Source organism: Nesterenkonia sandarakina (genome assembly GCF_003003175.1).
GTDB classification, from domain to species: domain Bacteria; phylum Actinomycetota; class Actinomycetes; order Actinomycetales; family Micrococcaceae; genus Nesterenkonia; species Nesterenkonia sandarakina_A.
The window spans coordinates 36,007-56,556 of record NZ_PVTY01000001.1; the positions used below are offsets into that span (position 1 = coordinate 36,007).

General features: G+C 67.3%; 17 protein-coding genes. 9 read left to right on the forward strand and 8 right to left on the reverse strand.

Translation table 11 applies throughout. The annotated features are described in order from the left end of the window. Positions 1-283: 283 nt before the first annotated feature. The 4 genes from BCL67_RS00160 (at position 284) to gdhA (ending at position 5,671) form a co-directional block, all read left to right on the forward strand. The gene (locus BCL67_RS00160; protein ID WP_106121698.1) at positions 284-1,582 is read left to right on the forward strand and encodes a sugar ABC transporter substrate-binding protein; all 1,299 of its coding nucleotides are present in this window, start codon (positions 284-286) and stop codon (positions 1,580-1,582) included. 3 nt (positions 1,583-1,585) lie between these two features. Then, positions 1,586-3,193 (forward strand): ABC transporter permease subunit, encoded by a 1,608-nt coding sequence (locus BCL67_RS00165; RefSeq protein ID WP_106121463.1) that lies wholly within the window; start codon positions 1,586-1,588, stop codon positions 3,191-3,193. Position 3,194: 1 nt separating this feature from the next. Then, positions 3,195-4,157: a sugar ABC transporter permease gene (locus tag BCL67_RS00170; RefSeq protein WP_106121464.1), complete on the forward strand. Its 963-nt coding sequence runs from the start codon at positions 3,195-3,197 to the stop codon at positions 4,155-4,157. Positions 4,158-4,312: 155 nt separating this feature from the next. After that, the gene (gene gdhA, locus BCL67_RS00175; RefSeq protein ID WP_106121465.1) at positions 4,313-5,671 is read left to right on the forward strand and encodes an NADP-specific glutamate dehydrogenase; all 1,359 of its coding nucleotides are present in this window, start codon (positions 4,313-4,315) and stop codon (positions 5,669-5,671) included. A 99-nt stretch (positions 5,672-5,770) separates the two neighbouring features. Here gdhA and BCL67_RS00180 read toward each other — a convergent pair whose 3' ends face one another. Next, positions 5,771-6,160 (reverse strand): DUF779 domain-containing protein, encoded by a 390-nt coding sequence (locus BCL67_RS00180; RefSeq protein ID WP_106121466.1) that lies wholly within the window; start codon positions 6,158-6,160, stop codon positions 5,771-5,773. Between the two features lie 33 nt (positions 6,161-6,193). Continuing rightward, positions 6,194-7,717 (reverse strand): aldehyde dehydrogenase, encoded by a 1,524-nt coding sequence (gene adh / locus BCL67_RS00185; protein WP_106121467.1) that lies wholly within the window; start codon positions 7,715-7,717, stop codon positions 6,194-6,196. Between the two features lie 212 nt (positions 7,718-7,929). On the opposite strand from adh, the gene BCL67_RS00190 reads away from it, so the two are divergent. Next, on the forward strand, positions 7,930-9,129 hold the full coding sequence (locus BCL67_RS00190; RefSeq protein WP_106121468.1) for a GAF domain-containing protein: 1,200 nt from the start codon (positions 7,930-7,932) through the stop codon (positions 9,127-9,129). Between the two features lie 52 nt (positions 9,130-9,181). Beyond that, positions 9,182-9,919 (forward strand): IMPACT family protein, encoded by a 738-nt coding sequence (locus tag BCL67_RS00195; protein ID WP_106121469.1) that lies wholly within the window; start codon positions 9,182-9,184, stop codon positions 9,917-9,919. Between the two features lie 71 nt (positions 9,920-9,990). Here BCL67_RS00195 and BCL67_RS00200 read toward each other — a convergent pair whose 3' ends face one another. Further along, positions 9,991-10,794, reverse strand: coding sequence for a GAF and ANTAR domain-containing protein (locus BCL67_RS00200; RefSeq protein ID WP_181255823.1), 804 nt, complete (start codon positions 10,792-10,794; stop codon positions 9,991-9,993). Between the two features lie 423 nt (positions 10,795-11,217). Here BCL67_RS00200 and BCL67_RS00205 point away from each other — a divergent pair, with 423 nt between their 5' ends. Then, entirely contained in the window at positions 11,218-11,748 is a 531-nt protein-coding gene (locus tag BCL67_RS00205; RefSeq protein WP_106121471.1) for a pyruvoyl-dependent arginine decarboxylase, read from the forward strand. Positions 11,749-11,990: 242 nt separating this feature from the next. Beyond that, entirely contained in the window at positions 11,991-12,410 is a 420-nt protein-coding gene (locus BCL67_RS00210; protein WP_106121472.1) for a CBS domain-containing protein, read from the forward strand. Here the strand turns inward: BCL67_RS00210 and BCL67_RS00215 are convergent. Both BCL67_RS00215 and BCL67_RS00220 read right to left on the reverse strand, forming a co-directional pair. Next, a complete protein-coding gene (locus tag BCL67_RS00215) occupies positions 12,385-13,368 on the reverse strand; it encodes a heme o synthase (protein WP_106121473.1) in 984 nt (327 codons plus the stop codon). The genes BCL67_RS00210 and BCL67_RS00215 overlap by 26 nt on opposite strands. 146 nt (positions 13,369-13,514) lie before the next feature. Then, a complete protein-coding gene (locus tag BCL67_RS00220; RefSeq protein ID WP_106121474.1) occupies positions 13,515-15,596 on the reverse strand; it encodes a DNA gyrase/topoisomerase IV subunit B in 2,082 nt (693 codons plus the stop codon). A gap of 230 nt (positions 15,597-15,826) precedes the next feature. On the opposite strand from BCL67_RS00220, the gene BCL67_RS00225 reads away from it, so the two are divergent. Further along, positions 15,827-16,042, forward strand: a complete 216-nt coding sequence (locus tag BCL67_RS00225) for a DUF7455 domain-containing protein (protein WP_106121475.1) — start codon at positions 15,827-15,829, stop codon at positions 16,040-16,042. A 116-nt stretch (positions 16,043-16,158) separates the two neighbouring features. Here BCL67_RS00225 and BCL67_RS00230 read toward each other — a convergent pair whose 3' ends face one another. The 3 genes from BCL67_RS00230 to BCL67_RS00240 form a co-directional block, all read right to left on the reverse strand. Then, positions 16,159-17,640 (reverse strand): RNA polymerase sigma factor, encoded by a 1,482-nt coding sequence (locus tag BCL67_RS00230; RefSeq protein WP_374955614.1) that lies wholly within the window; start codon positions 17,638-17,640, stop codon positions 16,159-16,161. 181 nt (positions 17,641-17,821) lie between these two features. Next, complete coding sequence (locus tag BCL67_RS00235) at positions 17,822-19,072, reverse strand: DUF4192 family protein (protein ID WP_106121477.1); 1,251 nt, start codon at positions 19,070-19,072, stop codon at positions 17,822-17,824. A gap of 113 nt (positions 19,073-19,185) precedes the next feature. After that, a complete protein-coding gene (locus BCL67_RS00240; protein ID WP_258174632.1) occupies positions 19,186-20,427 on the reverse strand; it encodes a PAC2 family protein in 1,242 nt (413 codons plus the stop codon). Positions 20,428-20,550: the final 123 nt, after the last annotated feature.

Consider the following 20,550-nt stretch of genomic DNA (forward strand, 5'->3'; position numbering starts at 1 on the left):
GGTCCAGCATATCTGCAAGCGCTTCCACGTGTGCAGTCCGGCGGCACAACCGCTTCCAGCGGCGCTAGGCGGTGCGCTCCGGATGAAAAACGACTGATGATGCGGCATAAATGCTGGTCAAGCGGACTCGCGCGAGGAATCCGAACGACACGGTGAGAGAGTTGCGTGGATCACGTTCTGTCCCCATACTGGAAGCGCTTGCACTCAGGATGGCGGGGTGATCGACTCCGCTGCTTCACAGAGAGGGACACCGATGACGGTGAACACCGGAAGATTCACGACGATGACCGCGCTCCTGGGGCTGGGAGCACTCGCGCTGACCTCCTGCGGCTCCGGAGACGACTCCGCGGACGCAGGATCAGCTGAATCGGCAGACACCGCGTCGACCGACGCTGAGTCGACGGACACGGAGTCGACGGACGCCGCAGAAGGCGAGGCCGGTGAGTCCGGTGAAGCCGCCTCCGGCAGCCTGACCATCTGGGCCGACGCCAACCGCGCCGAGGTCCTCAACGAGGTGGCCGAGGACTTCGAGACCGACACCGGGATCGCGGTGGAGATCGTTCAGCAGGACTTCGAGGAGATCCGGGACCAGTTCGTCTCCCAGGTCCCCACCGGTGAAGGCCCCGACATCGCCGTCGGCGCCCATGACTGGCTCGGCGTGCTGGTGAACAACGGCGTCGTCGCCCCGGTGGAGCTCGGCGACACCGCCGAGGACTTCGAGCAGATCGCCGTGGACGCCTGGACCTACGAGGGTCAGACCTACGGCCTCCCCTACTCCATCGAGAACATCGCGTTGCTGCGCAACACCGAGCTCGCCCCCGAGGCTCCAGCCGACTTCGACGAGATGATCCAGATGGGCGAGGAGGCCGGAACCGAGTATCCGTTCCTGGTCGGCCTGGACCCCAATGAGAGCGACCCGTACCACCTCTACCCGTTCCAGACCTCCTTCGGCGCCCCGGTCTTCGGCACCGCCGAGGACGGCAGCTATGACTCCTCGCAGCTGGCGATGGCCGACGCCGGCGGGGAGGAGTTTGCCAGCTGGCTGGCAGAGCAGGGCGAGGCCGGGGTGCTGAACCTCAACATCGACGGCGACCTCGCCCAGGAGAGCTTCAACGACGGCAACTCCCCGTTCTTCCTCACCGGCCCGTGGAACGTGGACGGCGCGCAGGAGGCCGGCATCGACGTCGCGGTGGATCCGATCCCGGCAGCCGGGGATCAGGATGCGCAGCCCTTCGCCGGGGTCCAGGGCTTCTTCCTCTCCGCACAGAGCGAGAACGTCGTGGCCGCCAGCAACTTCCTGATCAACTATGTCGGCACCGCCGAGGTCCAGACGGCGCTGTATGAGACCGGCGGACGCGCCCCGGCGCTGACCGAGTCCTTCGAGCAGGCGCTGCGCGAGGACGAGATCGTCGCCGGCTTCGGGGAGGTCGGCACGGAGGCCGTGCCGATGCCCGCCATCCCGGAGATGGGCGCGGTCTGGGACGACTGGGGCTCCAGCCAGGCCGCCATCATCAAGGGCGACGGCGATCCGGTGGACCTCTGGCAGACGATGTCTGAGGACATCGCCTCGGCGATCGACTGATCGATGAGCGCACCGACCACCACCAGACCCGATGACCGCACCGCCGATGGGCGCCGGGCCCGGCGCACGGCCGAGACCGCGAGCATCGGATGGAAGCTGCTGCTGCTGAAGATCACGGCGCTGGGGCTGCTCAACGCGGTCTCGGTCTACGCCGCGATGGTGCTCTTCTTCAACGAGAGGTGGCTCATCGGCACGCTGGTGGTGGTCGGGGGCGCCTTCCTGACCTGGATCTACTTCCAGCGAGGGGCGCTGCCGGCGAAGTACCTGGCCCCGGGCGTGGTGTTCCTGCTGATCTTCCAGGTCTTCGTGATCCTCTACTCCGGCTATGTCGCGTTCACCAACTACGGCACCGGGCACAACAGCACCAAGGATCACGCGATCCACGCCATCATGCTCCAGACCCAGGATCGGGTGCCGGACTCACCGACCTACCAGCTCACCGTGGTCGAACGCTCCGGCGAGCTTGGCTTCGCGGTCACCACCGAGGCCGGCGAGATCCTGCTCGGCTCCGCCGAGACGCCCCTGGAGGAGCTTCCGGACGCCGTGGTCGAGGACGGTCGCGTGGTGGGGGTGCCGGACCACGAGGTGCTGAGCTTCGCCGAACTCGTGGAGCGCCAGCAGGAGCTCACCACGCTGGCGGTGCCGCTCTCGGAGGATCCCAATGCCGGGGCGCTGCGCACCCAGGACGGTCAGCGCGCGTATGTCTACACCTCCCGATTCGTCTACGACGAGGCCGCCGACACCATGACCAACACCCAGACCGGCGACACCTACGCCGACGGCGGGGAGGGCGCCTTCGTCACCGAGGCCGGCGAGGAGCTGATGCCCGGCTGGCGGGTCAACGTGGGACTGGAGAACTTCGTGCGAGCGGTCACCGAGGAGTCGATCCGCGGCCCGCTGCTCTACGTCACCGCCTGGACCTTCGCGTTCGCGTTCCTGTCCGTGGCGAGCACCTTCATCCTCGGCCTGTTCCTGGCGATCGTGTTCAACGACCCCCGGATGAAGTCCCGCAGGTACTACCGGCTGGTCATGATCCTGCCCTACGCCTTCCCTGGGTTCCTCTCCGCGCTGGTCTGGGCCGGCATGATGAACCAGGAGTTCGGGTTCATCAACAACGTGCTGTTCGGCGGGGCGGCGATCCCCTGGCTCAGCGATCCCTGGCTGGCGAAGTTCAGCATCCTGCTGGTGAACCTCTGGCTCGGCTTCCCCTACATGTTCCTGGTCTGCACCGGAGCGCTCCAGTCGATCCCTGAGGAACTCACCGAGGCCGCGCAGATGGACGGGGCGAAGCCGTTCCAGGCGTTCCGGCAGATCAAGTTCCCGCTGCTGCTGGTCTCGATCGCACCGCTTCTGATCTCCTCCTTCGCCTTCAATTTCAACAACTTCAACCTGGTCTACATGCTCACCGGCGGCGGTCCCCGCGACATCGAGGCCGGCATCAATGTCGGCTCCACCGACATCCTGATCTCGATGGTCTATAAGGTCGCGTTCGTCGGATCCCAGAGCGACTATGGCCTGGCCAGCGCCTTCTCCATCCTGATCTTCTTCATCGTTGGAACGATCTCCGTGATCGCCTTCCGGCGCACCCGAGCTCTTGAGGAGTTGAACTGAGATGGCCCAGTCACTGCGCCCACCCACCCGCCGTCCCGCGGCCGTCCAGCCCGCCACCCGCCGGCCCGATGCCGGCCGCCCCACCAGCCGACGCCCAGTCGCACGTCCGCGGCCGTTCCGCCGCTGGTTCGCGCAGACCGGCTGGCGGCACCTGGTCGGCGTCGCCGTCGTCGTCTTCGCCGCGTTCCCGCTGGTCTATGTCTTCTCCGCCTCGCTGAACCCCGGCGGGACGCTGATCACGGCGAACACCTTGTTCGGGAATCTGAGCCTGCAGAGCTATGTGGATCTGTTCAACCGGCCGCAGCAGCCGTTCGCGGCCTGGTACGTCAACACGCTCTTCATCGGGTTCAGCGCCTCCGCCGGCAGCGTGATGCTCGGCGCCCTGGCCGCCTATGCCTTCTCCCGGATGCGCTTCACCGGACGTCGCTTCGGGCTGATCACGATCCTGCTGGTGCAGATGTTCCCGCAGCTGCTGGCCATGGTGGCGATCTTCCTGCTGATGCTCTCGATCGGGGAGATCTTCCCGGCCATCGGGCTGAACAGCCAGATCGGGCTCATCATGGTCTACCTCGGCGGCGCGCTGGGCGTGAACACCTATCTGATGTACGGCTTCTTCAACACCATCCCGGTCTCCATCGACGAGGCGGCCAGGATCGACGGGGCAGGGCACGCCCGGATCTTCTTCACGATCATCCTCCCGCTGGTCTCCCCGATCTTGGCAGTGGTCGCGCTGCTGTCCCTGGTGGCCACGCTCAGCGAGTTCGTGATCGCCTCTGTGCTGCTGCGCGACCCGGACAAGCAGACCCTCGCGGTCGGCCTCTACCAGTTCATCTCGCAGGAGACCTCGCAGAACTGGTCGATCTTCGCTGCGGGGGCGGTCCTTGCGGCGATCATTCCGGTGGCGCTGTTCCTGGCGCTGCAGCGCTACATCGTCTCGGGCCTGGTCGCCGGCAGCGTGAAGTGAGCGAGGCCTGCGACCTGCTCCAGACCCGCTGAGCTGGACCGGGACCTCAACGCCCGCGAGCTGGGCGGCCGTCCTCGCCGCGTCAACTAGGGTGGGTTCCGCCGTCCGGACCGGGCGCGCGATCGTCGAGGAGTGAACCAGTCGAGGAGACGACCATGAGTCCCAGCAGCCAGCGCATCGCCACGGTGTATGACCAGGTCATCGCGCGGAATCCCGGGGAGCATGAGTTTCATCAGGCGGTCAGGGAGGTCTTCGACTCCCTCGGCCGGGTGCTCACCAAGTTCCCCGAATATGTCGAGGAATCGATCCTGGAGCGGATCTGTGAGCCGGAGCGGCAGATCATCTTCCGCATCCCCTGGACCGATGACACCGGCCGGGTCCACATCAACCGCGGCTTCCGGGTGCAGTTCAACTCCGCGCTGGGACCCTATAAGGGCGGACTGCGCTTCGACCCCTCCGTGATGCTCGGCACCGTGAAGTTCCTCGGCTTCGAACAGATCTTCAAGAACGCGCTGACCGGGCTGCCCATCGGCGGCGGCAAGGGCGGCAGCGACTTCAACCCCAAGGGCCGCAGCGACGGCGAGATCATGCGCTTCTGCCAGTCCTTCATGACCGAGGCCTACCGGCACATCGGCTCCTCGGTCGACGTCCCGGCGGGCGACATCGGCGTCGGGCGCCGCGAGATCGGCTACCTCTTCGGCCAGTACAAGCGCATCGCCAACCGCTATGAGGCCGGGGTCATCACCGGCAAGGGAACGTCCTGGGGCGGCTCCCTGGTGCGCACCGAGGCCACCGGCTACGGGACGGCGTTCTTCACCGAACACATGCTCGGCGTCAGCGGTCGGTCCTTGGACGGCTCCAAGGTGCTGGTCTCCGGATCAGGCAACGTCGCGTTCTACGCCATCGAGAAGATCCACGCCCTGGGCGGCCTCGTCGTCGGCGCCTCGGACTCCTCCGGCGCCGTCCACGATTCCGAGGGCATCGATCTGGAGCTGATGCGCGAGATCAAGCAGGTCCAGCGTGGACGGATCAGCGAATACGCCGAGCGGCGCGGCTCCGCCGAGTTCATCGAGGCCAGACCGGTCTGGGCGGTTGCGGAGAAGCACGACGTCGACGTCGCACTGCCCTGCGCCACGCAGAACGAGCTCGACGACGACGACGCGCGGCTCCTGCTCAAGGCCGGGGTCAAGGCGGTGGTCGAGGGCGCCAACATGCCCACCACGCCGGCGGCCATCGAGCGGTTCCGCGAGGCCGGCGCGCTGTTCGGACCGGGCAAGGCCGCCAACGCCGGCGGTGTGGCGACCTCGGCGCTGGAGATGCAGCAGAACTCCATCCGCGACTCCTGGACCTTCGAGTACACCGAGGCTCGGCTCGCAGAGATCATCGAGAACATCCATGCTCGCTGCGCCGGCACCGCCGAGGAGTACGGGGTCCCCGGAGACTACGTCGCGGGAGCGAACATTGCCGGATTCACTCAGGTGGCCGACGCCATGATCGCCCAGGGCGTCATCTGAGCCGCCCCCGAACGGGCCTCGGGCTCGGCCGGTGAGCACCGGCCGAGCCCGAGGTCACAGTCTCAGCCGCTGCTCACTGAGTCAGCAGCCTCCACGGACTCACCCGGTGGTGACCGGGGCGAGCGCCTCGGTCTCCTCGTCGGTGAACAGCCGGGAGCGGATGATGAACCGGTGACCCGTGGGTCCCTCGATGCTGAATCCGGCTCCGCGGCCGGGAGCGACATCGATGGTGATGTGCGTGTGCGACCAGTACTGGAACTGCGCCTGTGAGATCCAGACCGGTACCGGCTCGGGAGTCCCAGGCTCCAGCCGGCCCAGCAGCACGTCCGACGGGCCGGTGAGGAAGGTTCCCTGGGTGAAGCACATCGGGGCCGAGCCGTCGCAGCAGCCTCCCGACTGGTGGAACATCAGCGGCTGGCCGTGGGTGTCCCGCAGCTGCCGCAGCAGCTCCGCGGCCGCGTCGGTGACGTCGATCCGTGAGGTACTCATGACTCCATCATGCTCCTCTCCCTTCGCCCGTGCCTAGAAGAACCCGAGCTTGTCTTCGCTGTAGCTCACCAGCATGTTCTTGGTCTGCTGGTAGTGCGAGAGCATCATCAGGTGGTTCTCCCGGCCGATTCCGGAGTTCTTGTAGCCTCCGAAGGCGGCGTGGGCCGGGTACTGGTGGTAGCAGTTGGTCCAGACGCGCCCGGCCTGGATGTCCCGCCCGGCCCGGTAGGCGATGTTCGCCTCACGAGACCAGACCCCGGCACCGAGGCCGTAGAGGGTGTCATTGGCGATCTCGATGGCCTCGGCGTAGTCCTTGAACTCGGTGACCGAGACCACCGGGCCGAAGATCTCCTCCTGGAAGATCCGCATGGAGTTCTGACCCTTGAAGATCGTCGGCTCCACGTAGTACCCCTCGGAGAGGTCTCCACCCAGATCCACCCGGTTTCCACCGGTGAGGACCTCTGCGCCCTCCTGCTGGCCGATGTCGATGTAGCTCAGGATCTTCTCCAGCTGATCGTTGCTGGCCTGGGCGCCGACCTGGGTGTCGGTGTCCAGCGGGTTCCCCTGCTTGACCAGCTTGGTCCGCGCCACGGCCTTCTCGAGGAACTCGTCGTAGATGCTGGACTGGATCAGCGCACGCGAGGGGCAGGTGCAGACCTCGCCCTGGTTCAGCGCGAACATCGTGAAGCCCTCGAGCGCCTTGTCGTAGAAGGCGTCATCGGCCCGGGCGACGTCTTCGAAGAAGAGGTTCGGGCTCTTGCCGCCGAGCTCCAGCGTCATCGGGATCAGGTTCTGCGAGGCGTACTGCATGATCAGCCGGCCGGTGGTGGTCTCACCGGTGAACGCGATCTTGCGAATCCGTGGGCTGGAGGCCAGCGGGGCGCCGGCCTCGGCGCCGAAGCCGTTGACCACGTTGAGCACCCCGGCCGGCAGCAGATCTCCGATGACCTCCATCAGCAGCAGGATCGAGGCGGGGGTCTGTTCCGCAGGCTTGAGCACCACGGCGTTGCCGGCCGAGAGCGCTGGGGCCAGCTTCCACACGGCCATCAGGATCGGGAAGTTCCAGGGAATGATCTGCCCCACGACGCCGAGCGGCTCGTTGAAGTGGTAGGCGACCGTATCGCCGTCGATCTCACTGATCCCGCCCTCCTGCGCCCGGATCGCGCCGGCGAAGTAGCGGAAGTGATCGACTGCCAGCGGAAGGTCTGCGGCAAGGGTCTCGCGCACCGGCTTGCCGTTCTCCCAGGTCTCGGCCACGGCGAGCATCTCGAGGTTCTCCTCGATCCGGTCCGCGATCTTGTTCAGCACCACCGCCCGCTCCGCCACGGAGGTCTTGCCCCAGGCCGGGGCCGCCCGGTGAGCGGCGTCGAGGGCGAGCTCGATGTCTTCGGCCTTCGACCGGGGGATCTCCGTGAAGCTCTTGCCGGTGACCGGGGAGGGATTCTCGAAGTATTCGCCGCCGACCGGCGCGACCCACTCTCCCCCGATGTAGTTCTCGTAGCGCGACTTCCAGTTCACCAGTGCGCCGTCGGTTCCAGGCTGTGCGTAGATGGTCATCTTGGGTTCCTTCCACTAGCTCCGCGCGTGACCGATCCGCTCCGGGTGCCGAAGTCTCACCGGTCGACGCTGTGATCTGTCTCACATATATCCACAGTAGAACTGGCGAGGTTGCACGGCCGTTGCATGGATAGACTGTGAGCCAGCGCACACCCACCCGTTGTGCGCCGAACTGGCCACCTCTTATCCGAGGGAGCGTCGAAGGAGTGTCGATGGAGGCTCTGCCCACCGAGCCGAAGACCTGGACAGCGCTTCCTGATGCGCTGCGCGAATCGTGGCTTCGCTCCGCCGGAGGAGTGCGGGACCCGTTGCGCGCCCTGCCGCCCATCGAGTTCGACGACGCCGCGCTGCGCGAGTACCGCAGGAGCCACCCGCTGCGACTGGTGCGCCCGGTGCTGCAGCGGCTGCTGATCGAACCGGCGACCGAGGCGGGGCTGATCGTGGCCATCGGCGACGCCGAAGGCCGACTCCTCTGGGTCGAAGGCGCCCGGGAGACGCTTCGCCAGGCGGAGCGTTCGGCGTTCCAACCTGGAGCGAACTGGTCCGAGACGGCGATCGGCACCTCCGCCCCCGGCCTGGCACTGGCGACCGGGCGCGGTGCCCAGGTGCACCGCGAGCAGCACTTCTCCTACACAGCACATCGGTTCTCCTGCTCCGCGGTCCCGGTGCGCGACCCGTCCACGGGTCGACTCTTGGGCGTGGTGGACCTGACCGGAGATGCCCAGGCGGTGGCGGTGCATTCGCTGCCGCTGCTGCTCGCCGCGGTCTCCGCCGCGGAGACGGAGCTGAAGCTTCACCCCGGGTTCAGCATCCAGGCGACGCCGCCAGCGCTGACCACGCTCGGGGCGGGCGCGGCAGTCCTCGCCGGCTCCGGAGCTCAGCAGCAGCTGAGCCTGCGCCATGCGGAGATCCTGTTCCTGCTCGGATGGCAGGCCGAGCGCGGTGCCGACCGCGGGCTCAGCGCGGAGGAGCTGTCCGAGCTGCTCTACGGCGAGGCCCACCACGAGGTCGCGGTCCGGGCCGAGCTGGTCCGACTGCGCCGTCTGCTGACCAGGCACCACTCCCTCGGCATCGACCTGCTCTCCCGCCCCTATCGACTCAGCGCCCCCGTGCGACTCGACGCGCGGGAGGCCTACGAGGCACTCACCACCGGGGACCGAGGGCGCGCGCTCGACCTCTACCGCGGCCAGCTGCTGCCGGGCAGCGAGGCACCCGGGGTCCTGCGAGTCCAGCGCGAACTCTCGGCACTGCTGCGTGAGGCGGTGCTCTCCGACGGCTCCGCCGAGGATCTGTGGCGCTACCTGCAGCTGCCCGATGCCGCCGATGACCAGGAGGCGATCAGGACCGCGCTGAGGGTGCTGCCGTCAGAGAGCCCGCGCCGGGCGGCGCTGGTGGCCCGAAGCACGCTCTAGGAACTCCCCCTCGTGCGCGAAGCCCGTACGCGGGGTCGTAGACTCCTCAGTCATGTCCGCATTCTCCGCCGGGCCCGCATCGGGCGACCTCCCGGGCCACGCCCGGCCCTACACAGTGCTGGATCCCCGCGCCGAGATCACCCATGAGATCGAACGTCGCCGCTCGCGGTTCCGCACCCACCTGTTCCGCGCCGAGACCGAGGAGCAGGCGCAGTCCTGGGTCGAGCAGCTGCGCCGGGGAAGCCCCGATGCGCGGCATCATTGCAGCGGCTGGGTCATCGGTGCCGACCGGCGGATCCAACGCGCCCACGACGACGGCGAGCCCTCCGGCACCGCGGGCGCGCCGATCCTCGCCGCGCTGCTGAAGACCGAGATGCCCGGCGGCGATGCCGACCTCAGCGATGTCACCGCCGTGGTGCTGCGCTGGTTCGGCGGCACACTGCTGGGACCGGGTGGGCTGGTCAGCGCCTACTCAGATTCGGTGACCGGGGCGCTGACCAGGGCCCGCGAGCAGGGTCAGCTGCGGAGACGAGCTCATATGCGACTCTTCGACGTGCCGGCCCCCATCACCGAGGCGGGCCGCTGGGAGAACGAGCTTCGCGCCGCCGGCACGGCGGTGTCCGCGACCGACTACAGCGAGGACGGCACCCAGGCGAGGATCCGGCTCTCGGTGCCCGACACCGAGGTGGACCTTGCCGACCTGCACCGCAGAATCGCGGCGCTCAGTGCCGGATCGGTGACCCCGGAGGCCGCCGGACAGCGCTGGGTGGACCAGAGTCGGATCCGGTGAAGGGCCGCGGGGCCCAGCACTGAGCGACCGCTCAGAAGGGCTCGGACTGGCTAGGCTGGGCCCGGATGGGCTCAGGTGTCGAACACGGTGGAGGCCGACTGGCGTCCGACCGAGGCCACCAGCTCCTCGGCCAGCACGCGCAGCTTCACATTGCGGTGGCTCGACGCCTTGCGCAAAATGGCGAAGGCCTCCTCCTGGCTGCAGCGGTTCTGCCCCATGACCACCCCGATGGCGATGTCGATCGCCGTGCGCGACTCCATCGCGGCCTGGAGGTGCTCAACGTTCTCCGAGTACGCGGCCAGGCGCAGCGCGATCACGCCGACCTTGGAGGCGAGTTCCGCATAGCGCCGAGCCGCCTCGATCTCTGCCGGACCGAACGCCTCCGGCGTGCTGGTGTAGAGGTTCATCGCCGCCGCGGCCTCAGACTGCAGAGTCAGCGGCAGGGCGAGCACGCTGCGCATGCCGAACTCCCGCACCGCCGCCATGTAGCCCGGCCAGCGCCGCTCCGAGCGCACATCGGCCACGCTGATCACGGTATTGGTCCGCTGCGCCTCCAGGCAGGGCCCCTCATCGAATCCTGCCTGCACCTCGTCCAGGCGGGCGGCCTCCGGGCTGCTCGCGGCCACCACGACATTGCGCTTGGACCGGTCCAGGATGATGCTGCACAGTACGGGCTGGTTCCCGCTGAAGCGCTCCGCCGAGACCTGGGCCAGCCCCTGAAGGAAGCTCGAGATGTCGCTGTCCTGCTGGAGCAGCCCCTGCAGATCGGCCGAGACGTCACGGGTCGCGGCCTCCGTGTCGACGGCGTCCAGCACGGCGTCGTCGACGTTGTCGGTGTCCAGGTACTGCTCGGTCAGCTTGGGCTCTGTGCTCATAGGTGATCTCCGCTCCGAGGTGGGCGCCGCCCTCAGCGACGCCCCAAGTTTACTTGAAACGCTCCGAGACGTCCGTGGGATGCCCAGGCGCGGGGCCGAGACGCCGAGGAAGCTGTTGCCGGCACACGCTGACCTGGTCCGATGGCCCCGCCTGCGTGGTTCCGGCGCCGCGCGGCCGGGGTCGTCCAAGACCTCACCACGGGGAATCACGGGGGTTCCCCCGTAGTCCCTGCGGGGGTTCGCCCACCACTGTGACGCCGGGCCCGACTCCCCGCCTAGCGTGGTCAACGCACCGTAACAAGGCGCCCCTGCCGTTCCAGGGGCGCCCCTGGACATCAGCGATGGCGGACCTCGGGGAGCTGCAGCGCCGACCGGCGATCACCGTCCCCCGCGACCGACGGACCCGACCTTTGGAGCAGATCTATGAAATTTGGCAACCGCATCCCCTGTGACTACTTCGAGACGAAGGGGAAGGGTGAGAGCGATGTGACGATCCACGCGGGGTCCTTCCACCTGGCACTCCACGATGCCGGGATCGAGATGGCCAACATCATGACGTACAGCTCGATCCTCCCCAAGAGCGCGGTCATGAAGGAGTACCCTGGCCGCGACGCGATCGCCCACGGCGAGGTGATGGAGTCCATCGTGGCCCAGTTCTCCTGCGGCCCCGGTGAACGGGCGACCGCGGGGATCATCTACGGTCTGCTCCACGATGAGAACGGCGAGAAGCAGGGCGGCCTGGTGTGCGAGTTCGGCGGGGGCATGGCCGAGGAGGACGTCAGGCCGCACCTGCGCGACATGCTCGACGAGCTCTACTTCAACGGCTACGAGCACCTTGAGCTGCGGGACATCCGCTATATCGTCGAGACGATCGTCCCCACCAAGGCCTACGGAACCGCACTGGCGGCGCTGTGCTTCATGAACTACACCTTCCCGCCGGTGGCCGAGGATTGAGCGACGCCGCGCATTGCGATTGCTGTCACAGATCCTCGACGGGTTCCCGGGTCTCTGCTCTGTGGCTACACTGGGAAACGAGTTCAGCAGTGGGCTCACCTCATCACTCCCCAGGAGCAGACATGATCCGCCCACTGCTAGGCGCGCCGCACGACTTCGCGGCTTCCGCATCGAACACTCTCGACACGCCGGTCGCATCGGGGTCAGAGACGGTACGCCACTACCCCCGGAGGAGTGTGGCCATGACCGACATCGCAGACATCATGGCGCCGCTAGGTGCCACCATCCTGGGCACACGGTCGCTGGCCGATGCCGCCCAGGTACTCGAGGAGTCCGACCCGGCAGTGGTGCTGAACCTGTCCTACCGGGCCGTGGGACTCATCACCCGGGCAGATCTGCACGCGGTGCAGCAGCAGGACCCGCAGGGGTGGGCGAAGCGCCGCTGCGTGGCCCTGGCCCGGACGGATGATCACACGGTCCAGCGCAGCACCCCCATCCGGGAGCTGCTGGTCAGCTCGGCGCTCGACTTCTCACGACCGCTGCTCGTCCTGGATGAGGACCAGCCGGCAGGGATCCTGCTTCCCGAGTGCATCAGCGCATGGCGTCGTGAGCACCAGTCGATCAGGGCCGGCAGGATCAGCCCATCAGGGGAGACCCGATGAAGGGATCGATCCAGAGCCCGATGAAGAGCAGGGTGAGGTAGAGGATCGAGAGGTGGAAGACCTTCATGGCCTTCTTGTCCGTGAGGGTCCCGTTCTCGGCCTGCCGGTGCAGCACGTGGGCCTCGTAGATGAACCATGCCCCCGAGGCCAGCGCGAAGGCGGTGTAGGTGATGCCCGCCCAGCCCATCGGGATCAGCAGCAGCGAGCACATGACGGTGGCCCAGGCGTAGAGCACCACCTGGACTGAGACGGTCCGCGCGGTCGCGACGGCGCCGAGCATCGGCACATCCGCGGTCTGGTAGTCCGTCCGGTACTTCATCGACAGCGGCCAGTAGTGCGGCGGGGTCCACAGGAAGATGATCACGAAGAGCACCACGGCGGGCCATTCCAGCGTCTCGCGGACCGCGGCCCAGGCGATGACCACCGGGAAGCAGCCGGCGATGCCGCCCCAGATGATGTTCTGCTCGGTGCGGCGCTTGAGGATCATCGTGTAGACCACGACGTAGAAGAAGATCGCGGCCGCGCCGAGACCGGCAGCCAGCGGGTTGGTGCCGAACCAGAGGACCGCGATCGCGGCGGCACCCAGCACCGAGGCGAAGATCAAGGCCTCGCGCGGGCTGAGCTCGCCGGTGACCAGCGGACGCTTCTTGGTCCGGTTCATCAGCTTGTCCATATCGCGATCGATATAACAGTTGAACGCTCCGGCGGACCCTGCGGCCATGGCGCCGCCGACCAGTGTGGCGAGTGCGAGCCAGAAGTCCGGGACGCCCTGCTGCGCGAAGAACATCGTGGGCAGGGTGGTGACCAGAAGCAGCTCGATGACGCGAGGCTTGGTCAGCGACCAGTACGCGGCCGCCTTGCGTCGCCATCGAGGCTGCGCCGTCTCCGCGCCTTGGGCAGCGGAAGCCGCACGGGCTGCGGAATCGCCGGTCGGGGCGACAGAAGTCTGTTGGGTCACGTCTCAGCTCACAGGGGGTCGAGGTGCACTCGTCGTCGTCGTTCAGTGTACCGGTCGTCAAAGGGGTCATGAGGGCCGACCGGCCTGTTCGACGAATTATTTCTACACGAGGTAGAAATAGCTGGTCGTGGACCGGGCCCTCAGGGTCAGGCGTCGATGCGGTCGCGGTCCAGCGCCTGGGACCCTTCGATGATGAAGTCCTTGCGCGGGGCCACCACGGAGCCCATGAGCAGGTCGAACACCCGTTCGGCGGCCTCGGCGTCCTGGACCCGGATGCGGCGCAGCGCGCGATGCTGCGGATCCATGGTCGTCTCGGAGAGCTGATCGGCGTCCATCTCGCCGAGTCCCTTATAGCGCTGGATCGGCTCCTTATAGTTCAGCCCCTCCTGCTCCAGCTGCCCCAGCAGTCGATTCAGCTCCGCCTCCGAGTAGGTGTATTTGACCTCGTTGGCCTTGCGCCCCTGGTGGATGACCTCGACGCGGTGCAGCGGGGGCACCGCCGCGAAGACGCGCCCGGCTTCGATCATGGGGCGCATGTAGCGGAAGAACAGCGTCAGCAGCAGGGTCCGGATATGGGCGCCGTCGACGTCGGCGTCGGTCATCAGCACCACCTTGCCGTACCGGGCGGCCTCGATGTCGAAGGAGCGGCCCGAGCCGGCGCCGATGACCTGCAGCAGGGCGGCGCACTCGGTGTTCGAGAGCATGTCCGCCACGGAGGCCTTCTGGACATTGAGGATCTTGCCGCGGATCGGCAGCAGCGCCTGGAAGTCGGAGGAGCGGGCGAGCTTCGCGGTGCCCAGGGCGGAGTCGCCCTCGACGATGAACAGCTCCGTCTCCGCCACACCCTTGGACCGACACTCGACCAGCTTCGCCGGCATCGAGGAGGTCTCCAGGGCATTCTTCCGGCGCTGGGTCTCCTTGTGCATCCGGGCCGAGATGCGGGACTTCATCTCGGCGACGACCTTCTCCAGGACCGCGGTCGCCTGCTGCTTGTCGCCGCGCTTGGTCGAGCTCAACCGGGTCTCGAGCTCCTTGCTGACCACCTTGGAGACGATCTGGCGGGCCGCGGGGGTGCCGAGGATCTCCTTGGTCTGTCCTTCGAACTGAGGTTCGGCTATGCGCACGGTCACCACGGCGGTGAGCCCGGCCAGCACGTCGTCCTTCTCAAGCTTGTCGCTGCCGGCCTTGAGCTTGCGCGCGTTGGACTCCACCGTCTTGCGCAGAGACTTCAGCAGGGCCTGTTCGAAGCCGGTCAGATGGGTGCCGCCCTTGGGGGTGGCGATGATGTTCACGAAGCTGCGCACGGTGGTGTCATAGCCGATCCCCCAGCGCAGCGCGATGTCCACCTCGCAGTCGCGTTCCACGTCCTCCATGTGGCTGCGGCCGTCGGCGGCGAGCACCGGAATACGCTCGGTGAACTTCCCGTGTCCCTGGATCCGCCAGATGTCGGTGACCGAGGCGTCGGCGGAGAGATGGTCGGCGAACTCGCTGATGCCGCCGTCGTACTGGAACACCTCCTCCAGCGGCTCGGCGCCCCGCTCGTCACGCACCGTGATGCGCAGCCCCGGGACGAGGAACGCGGTCTGCCGGGCGCGGTTGGCGATCTCGACGTCGTTGAAGCCGGCGTCGGAGGTGAAGATCTGCCGGTCGGACCAGTAGCGGATGGTGGTGCCGGTGACCCCGCGCTTGGCCTTGCCGATGATGTCCAGCGGTGAACCGTCCAGGGCGGGGGTGAACTGCGCCTCCGGGTCGGGCCGGGAGCCGGAGAAGACCCCGGGCTCGCCTCGGCGGAAGGAGAGCTGATGAACCTTTCCGCCGCGGGTCACCTGGGCGTCGAGCCGGGCCGAGAGCGCGTTGACCACCGAGGCGCCGACGCCGTGGAGTCCGCCCACGGCGTTGTAGGAGCCGCCGCCGAACTTTCCGCCCGCGTGAAGCTTGGTGAAGACCACCTCAAGGCCGGAGAGCCCGGTCCGGGGTTCGATGTCCACCGGAATGCCGCGACCATCGTCGCTGACCTCGACCGAATCATCGGGATACAGGGTGATGTTGATGGTGGAGGCGTGGCCGGCGAGGGCCTCGTCCACGGAGTTGTCGATGATCTCCCAGAGGCAGTGCATGAGTCCGCGGGAGTCGGTGGAACCGATATACATCCCGGGACGTTTGCGGACGGCTTCGAGACCTTCGAGCACCGACAGATGCCGGGCGTCATACTCCGAGCGCTTGGCCACGCAGTGTCCTCCTGTGGTGGGGGTGAATCAATGTCATCGTAGTGGGGTGAGGCACCGGGGCCCCGCAGAAGCGCCGCAGTCGGTACGCGCACAGCGAAAGCGTGGCGTTTTCACGCGGCCGCTGCGAATGAAACCGCCCGGTTCGTGGTTCTATGGAACACCAAGAGATCTTCGGTCGGGCCGTCCCGGCTGCAAGAGCTCTGGAGAATTGACCTGAGGAGGCGAAGAGCATGACCGGCACAACTGGCACCGTGGAAAACCAGCCCACTACCTTGACTGCCCTTGACCGTTGCGACCGCTGCGGCGCGCAGGCTTACGTGCGAGCGGCGCTCTCATCCGGCGTTCTGCTCTTCTGCAATCATCACGGCCGGCAGGTCGAAGATTCACTGCGACCCAAGACCATCGAGTGGATCGATGAATCAGATCGCCTCGTGACCGCCAAGTAGCGCGGAAGCAGACGAAGAAGGGTGCGGCCCGGAGAAATCCGGGCCGCACCCTTCTTCTGTGTCCGCCGAAGCTCAGCTGAGCTTCGGCGGACAGGGGTCCTCAGTGGAGCAGGGACTCAGTCGAGGTAGTCGCGCAGCACCTGTGAGCGGCTCGGGTGGCGCAGCTTCGACATGGTCTTGGACTCGATCTGCCGAATCCGCTCGCGCGTCACGCCATAGACCTTGCCGATCTCGTCGAGAGTCTTCGGCTGACCGTCGGTGAGGCCGAATCGCATGGCCACCACACCGGCTTCGCGCTCGGCGAGGGTGTCCAGGACCGAGTGCAGCTGTTCCTGCAGAAGCGTGAAGCTCACTGCGTCGGAGGGCACGACGGCCTCGGAGTCTTCGATGAGGTCACCGAACTCGGAGTCGCCGTCCTCGCCGAGCGGGGTGTGCAGCGAGATCGGCTCGCGGCCGTACTTCTGCACCTCGACGACCTTCTCCGGAGTCATGTCGAGTTCCTGCGCCAGCTCCTCCGGGGTGGGCTCGCGGCCCAGGTCCTGGAGCATCTGGCGCTGCACACGGGCGAGCTTGTTGATGACCTCCACCATGTGCACGGGGATGCGGATGGTGCGAGCCTGGTCGGCCATGGCGCGGGTGATCGCCTGGCGGATCCACCAGGTGGCGTAGGTCGAGAACTTGAAGCCCTTGGTGTAGTCGAACTTCTCCACCGCGCGGATCAGTCCGAGGTTGCCCTCCTGGATCAGGTCCAGGAAGAGCATCCCGCGACCGGTGTACCGCTTGGCCAGCGAGACGACTAGGCGCAGGTTGGCCTCCAGCAGGTGGTTCTTGGCCCGCTTGCCGTCTGCGACCACGAGCTCGAGGTCACGGCGCAGCCGCCGATCGGTGATCTTCTGGTTGTTGAGCTTGTGCTCGGCGAAGAGCCCGGCCTCGATGCGCAGCGCGAGGTCGACCTCTTGTTCGGCGTTGAGCAGCGCGACCTTGCCGATCTGCTTGAGGTAGTCCTTGACCGGGTCAGCGGTGGCGCCGGCGGAGACCACCTGGATCGCCGGGGCGTCATCCTCATCGGCGTTGGAGATGACGAAGCCGCGCCCCTTGGACTCTTCTTCCTCACCCTCCTTGGCCTTGACCGACTCCTCGGTGATGGCTTCGGGGTCTTCACCGTCGGCCACGGCCTTCGCCACAGCCTTCTCCAGCGCCGCGGTGGGTGCGGCCTTCTCCTCGGCATCGACTTCGGCGAGGACCTCGTCGACCGGATCGGCGGCCTTCTTGCGGCCACCGGTCTTCTTCGCGGGCACCTTGTCGGTGGACGCGGCGGCCGCCTTCTTCTCTGCCGCGGTCTTCGCCGCAGTGGTCTTGGCGGCCGTCGACTTGGCCGCGGTGGTCTTGGCGGCCGGGGCCTTCTTGGCGGGCGCCTTGGCGGTGGAAGAGGCGGGGCTCTTCTTCGCTGCGGTGGACTTCGCGGCGGTGCTGCGAGCTGCAGTGCTCTTCTTGGCGGGCGTCTTCTTCTCAGCCTCTGCAGCGGCCGCGTTCTCTTCGGTGGACTTGGACGCAGTAGTGGGCACGGTGACCTTCCGACTTAGACATGTGATGCAGATGCGATGAACTTGTCGGTCAACACACCTATGACCCTGTCAAGGCCATTTCGGAAATCGCACTCGGCTGAGGAGCTGTCAACAGCTCCCCGGTTGGGTGTGATCCCTCGATGGTTGCAGGGTCTCAATGCTTGACAACATAGCGTGTTCCGCCCGCATTCCCAATCTGAGCGATTTTATTCGGCTAATCCGGATCCGCCATAGAGTTCCTGGACCAGGACCAGCTGTGCTGCTTGACCCGCGCCCAGAGGCATACCCCTTTGAACTGCATCAGCGATTCGATGACCTGGCAGAACTGGTTCTGCGGGAACTCCGTCAGGCACCGGTCGACGTAGGAGCCTGCCGCGCTGCCGCGGCCCCTCACCCATTCGATCCATCCCATCAGACACAGCAGGTTCTCCCGCTCGGGACCGCGGGCGTAGGGCACCAGTTCGCGCAGCACCGATTCCAGCGCGTCCACGCGCCGCCAGTCGGGGCGGCTCCCCGTCTCGCCGAAGAACGACTTCGCACAGTCCTGCAGCATCGCTTCCTCGGCGGCATCCCCTGGAATCACCGCAGGAACCTCGCGCGCCCGATGATCGAGGTGCAGCCCGAGCAGCGCATGGTCGAGGCTCAGGGCGGCCAGTGGAATCAGCAGGTCCCGACCGGACCCGCTGCGCAGCTGCCCGAGGAGCTCGGTGAGCCGCTCGGCCCGGGCTGCCGGGTCCATCAGCTGACTGCCGGACTTCCGCTGATTGCCGGACTTCCGCGCGGAGTCCAGCTGCTCCCGCAGGGCAAGATCCCAGGCGTACAGCCGGCGCCGCGGGGTGTGCTGGTCCCGCCCCTCCGGATGGCCTCGGCGGAGTTCAGCGAGGTACGCGGTGAGCGTCGGGTCGGCGCCGGGTGCACCGTCGAGAAACGCGTCGGCCGCGCGGTCCAGCGGCTGGGTCTCACGGCCTGGCCCGGCACCCAGGGGCCCGCCCAGGTGCGGGAGGGTCAGATCCGAGAGGCGGCGGCCCGGAAGGTTGCAGCAGCCGGGGTCTGTGCAGAGCGGGTCACGGACGTGGTCTCCCGAGACGAACCAGGTCTGGACGATCCGAACGCAGTACTCGGAGTCGAGCATCATGGTCAGCGCATCCAGACAGGCACGCCACACGTCGTCCTGCTCGGGCGTGACGGGACCCTCGCCGATGAGCACCACGAGCGCCGCCTCAGGCGTCGGAGCGGAGCCCTCCCCTGCCAGGCAGTCCGCGACGAGCCGGGCGGAGGTGAACGGATCCTGCAGTGCCGGTGGCAGGTCGATGCGCATGTGCCCGCCGGTGTAGCCCCGGAGCAGGCCGATGACGATGAGCGACTCCTGCGGCAGGCGTCCGAAGGTGTGCCGCACCAGGGCCATGCAGTGGCCGGGATCCTGGACCGAGAGCGGGCCCTGCGTGACGGGAGTGTGAGCGTCCATGGAGCCAGACTGCGGGACTCGATGGGCAGTTCGACGCTGGGAACCCGCACTGTGGAGAAGCCGCCGGCCGGGATCCAGTCGGCGGCTTCTGGGGAAGACTGAGCGGGGGCGCGCTACTCGGGGCGGTCGTGCCCCTCTGGGTCAGACTCCGGGTGCTCCTGGGACCTCGGAACATCCGTCGGAGCGTCCTCGGGTCCGTCATGGACCTCGCCCTCGGGTGCTGTGGCCTCGGGTTCTGATCCGGGCGCCGCGGCGGGGTCCGGATCAGCAGGGTCTGACTCCCCTGCGGGGTCCTTCAGCGCATCTCCGAGCAGGTCCTGAATCGCTCCGGTGCGGGCCGCCTCGGCGTCGGCCGCCGGATCATGATGGCGCAGGTAGGCCTCCACGGCGGCACCGAGCTCTTCGGCGTCGGGCACGGCGTCGTCGTCCTTGACCAGCAGCGAACGCTGCTGCGGGGTGGCGTACTCGTCGAAGTTGCGTTCCAGCCGGTCGACCATGCCCTGGATCTCGGAGTTCTGCGCCACCTGTCGGGTGATGTCCTGCTCCACCATCCGGGAGGACTCGCGCAGCTCATCGGTGGGCAGCATCAGCTCCAGCGCGGCACCGGCGTACTCGAGCGCGGACACCGCCACGTGCGGGAAGCGTCCCCCGGCGAGGTAGTGCGGGACGTGCAGCGTGTAGCCCACCACGTCCCGATCGGCCTCGGCGACCCGCAGCTCCAGGAACTGGCTCAGGCCGGCCTCGATCTGGGCGCTGGGGCCCCAGGTGGAGATTCCTTCGATCAGGTCCTGCCGGTTGCCGTGCGCGGTGACCCCGATGGGCCGGGTGTGCGGGGTGGGCAGGCCCAGCGCGTCCACCAGCACGACCAGCTTCACGTCGAGCCGGTCCACCAGCTGCAGCACCGCGGAGGACACACGTTCCCACTGGTAGTCGGGCTCATCCCCGGTCAGGAAGAGGAACGGGCGTCCCAGGGCGTCGCGCACCTCGTAGAGCTCCAGCGAGGGCGCCTCGAAGTTGCTGAACCGGTTGTCGGTGAAGGTGATCTGCGGGCGGCGGGACCGGTAGTCGAAGAGCTCGTCGACGTCGAAGCTCGCGAGCCGTCGGTGCGGCAGCGCGCCGAGCAGCGACTCGGAGAGCTGCTCGCTGAGGCTGCCGGCATCGGTGTGGCCTGACCAGGAGACCAGCAGGCTCAACCGATCCGCGGGCGACTGGTCGCCGCGCAGCACCAGGGCACCGCCTTCGGCGCTCACGCTGGACTCGTGCCCGTCCTGGGCGCCGAGGTTGATGGAGGCGTCCGACTCGTCGCTTCCATCGGCTGCGGGATGGACATGCAGCAGATCCAGGGGGTCCTTCACCTGAGGGGTCCTCTTTCCGATATGGGGTCCGAGCTGCGCCGCAGGCCCTTCGGCCGCGCCAACATCTCGGTGAGTCGTATATACAACAGGATGCCACCTGCAGGCATTCCCGTGGTGAAAGTG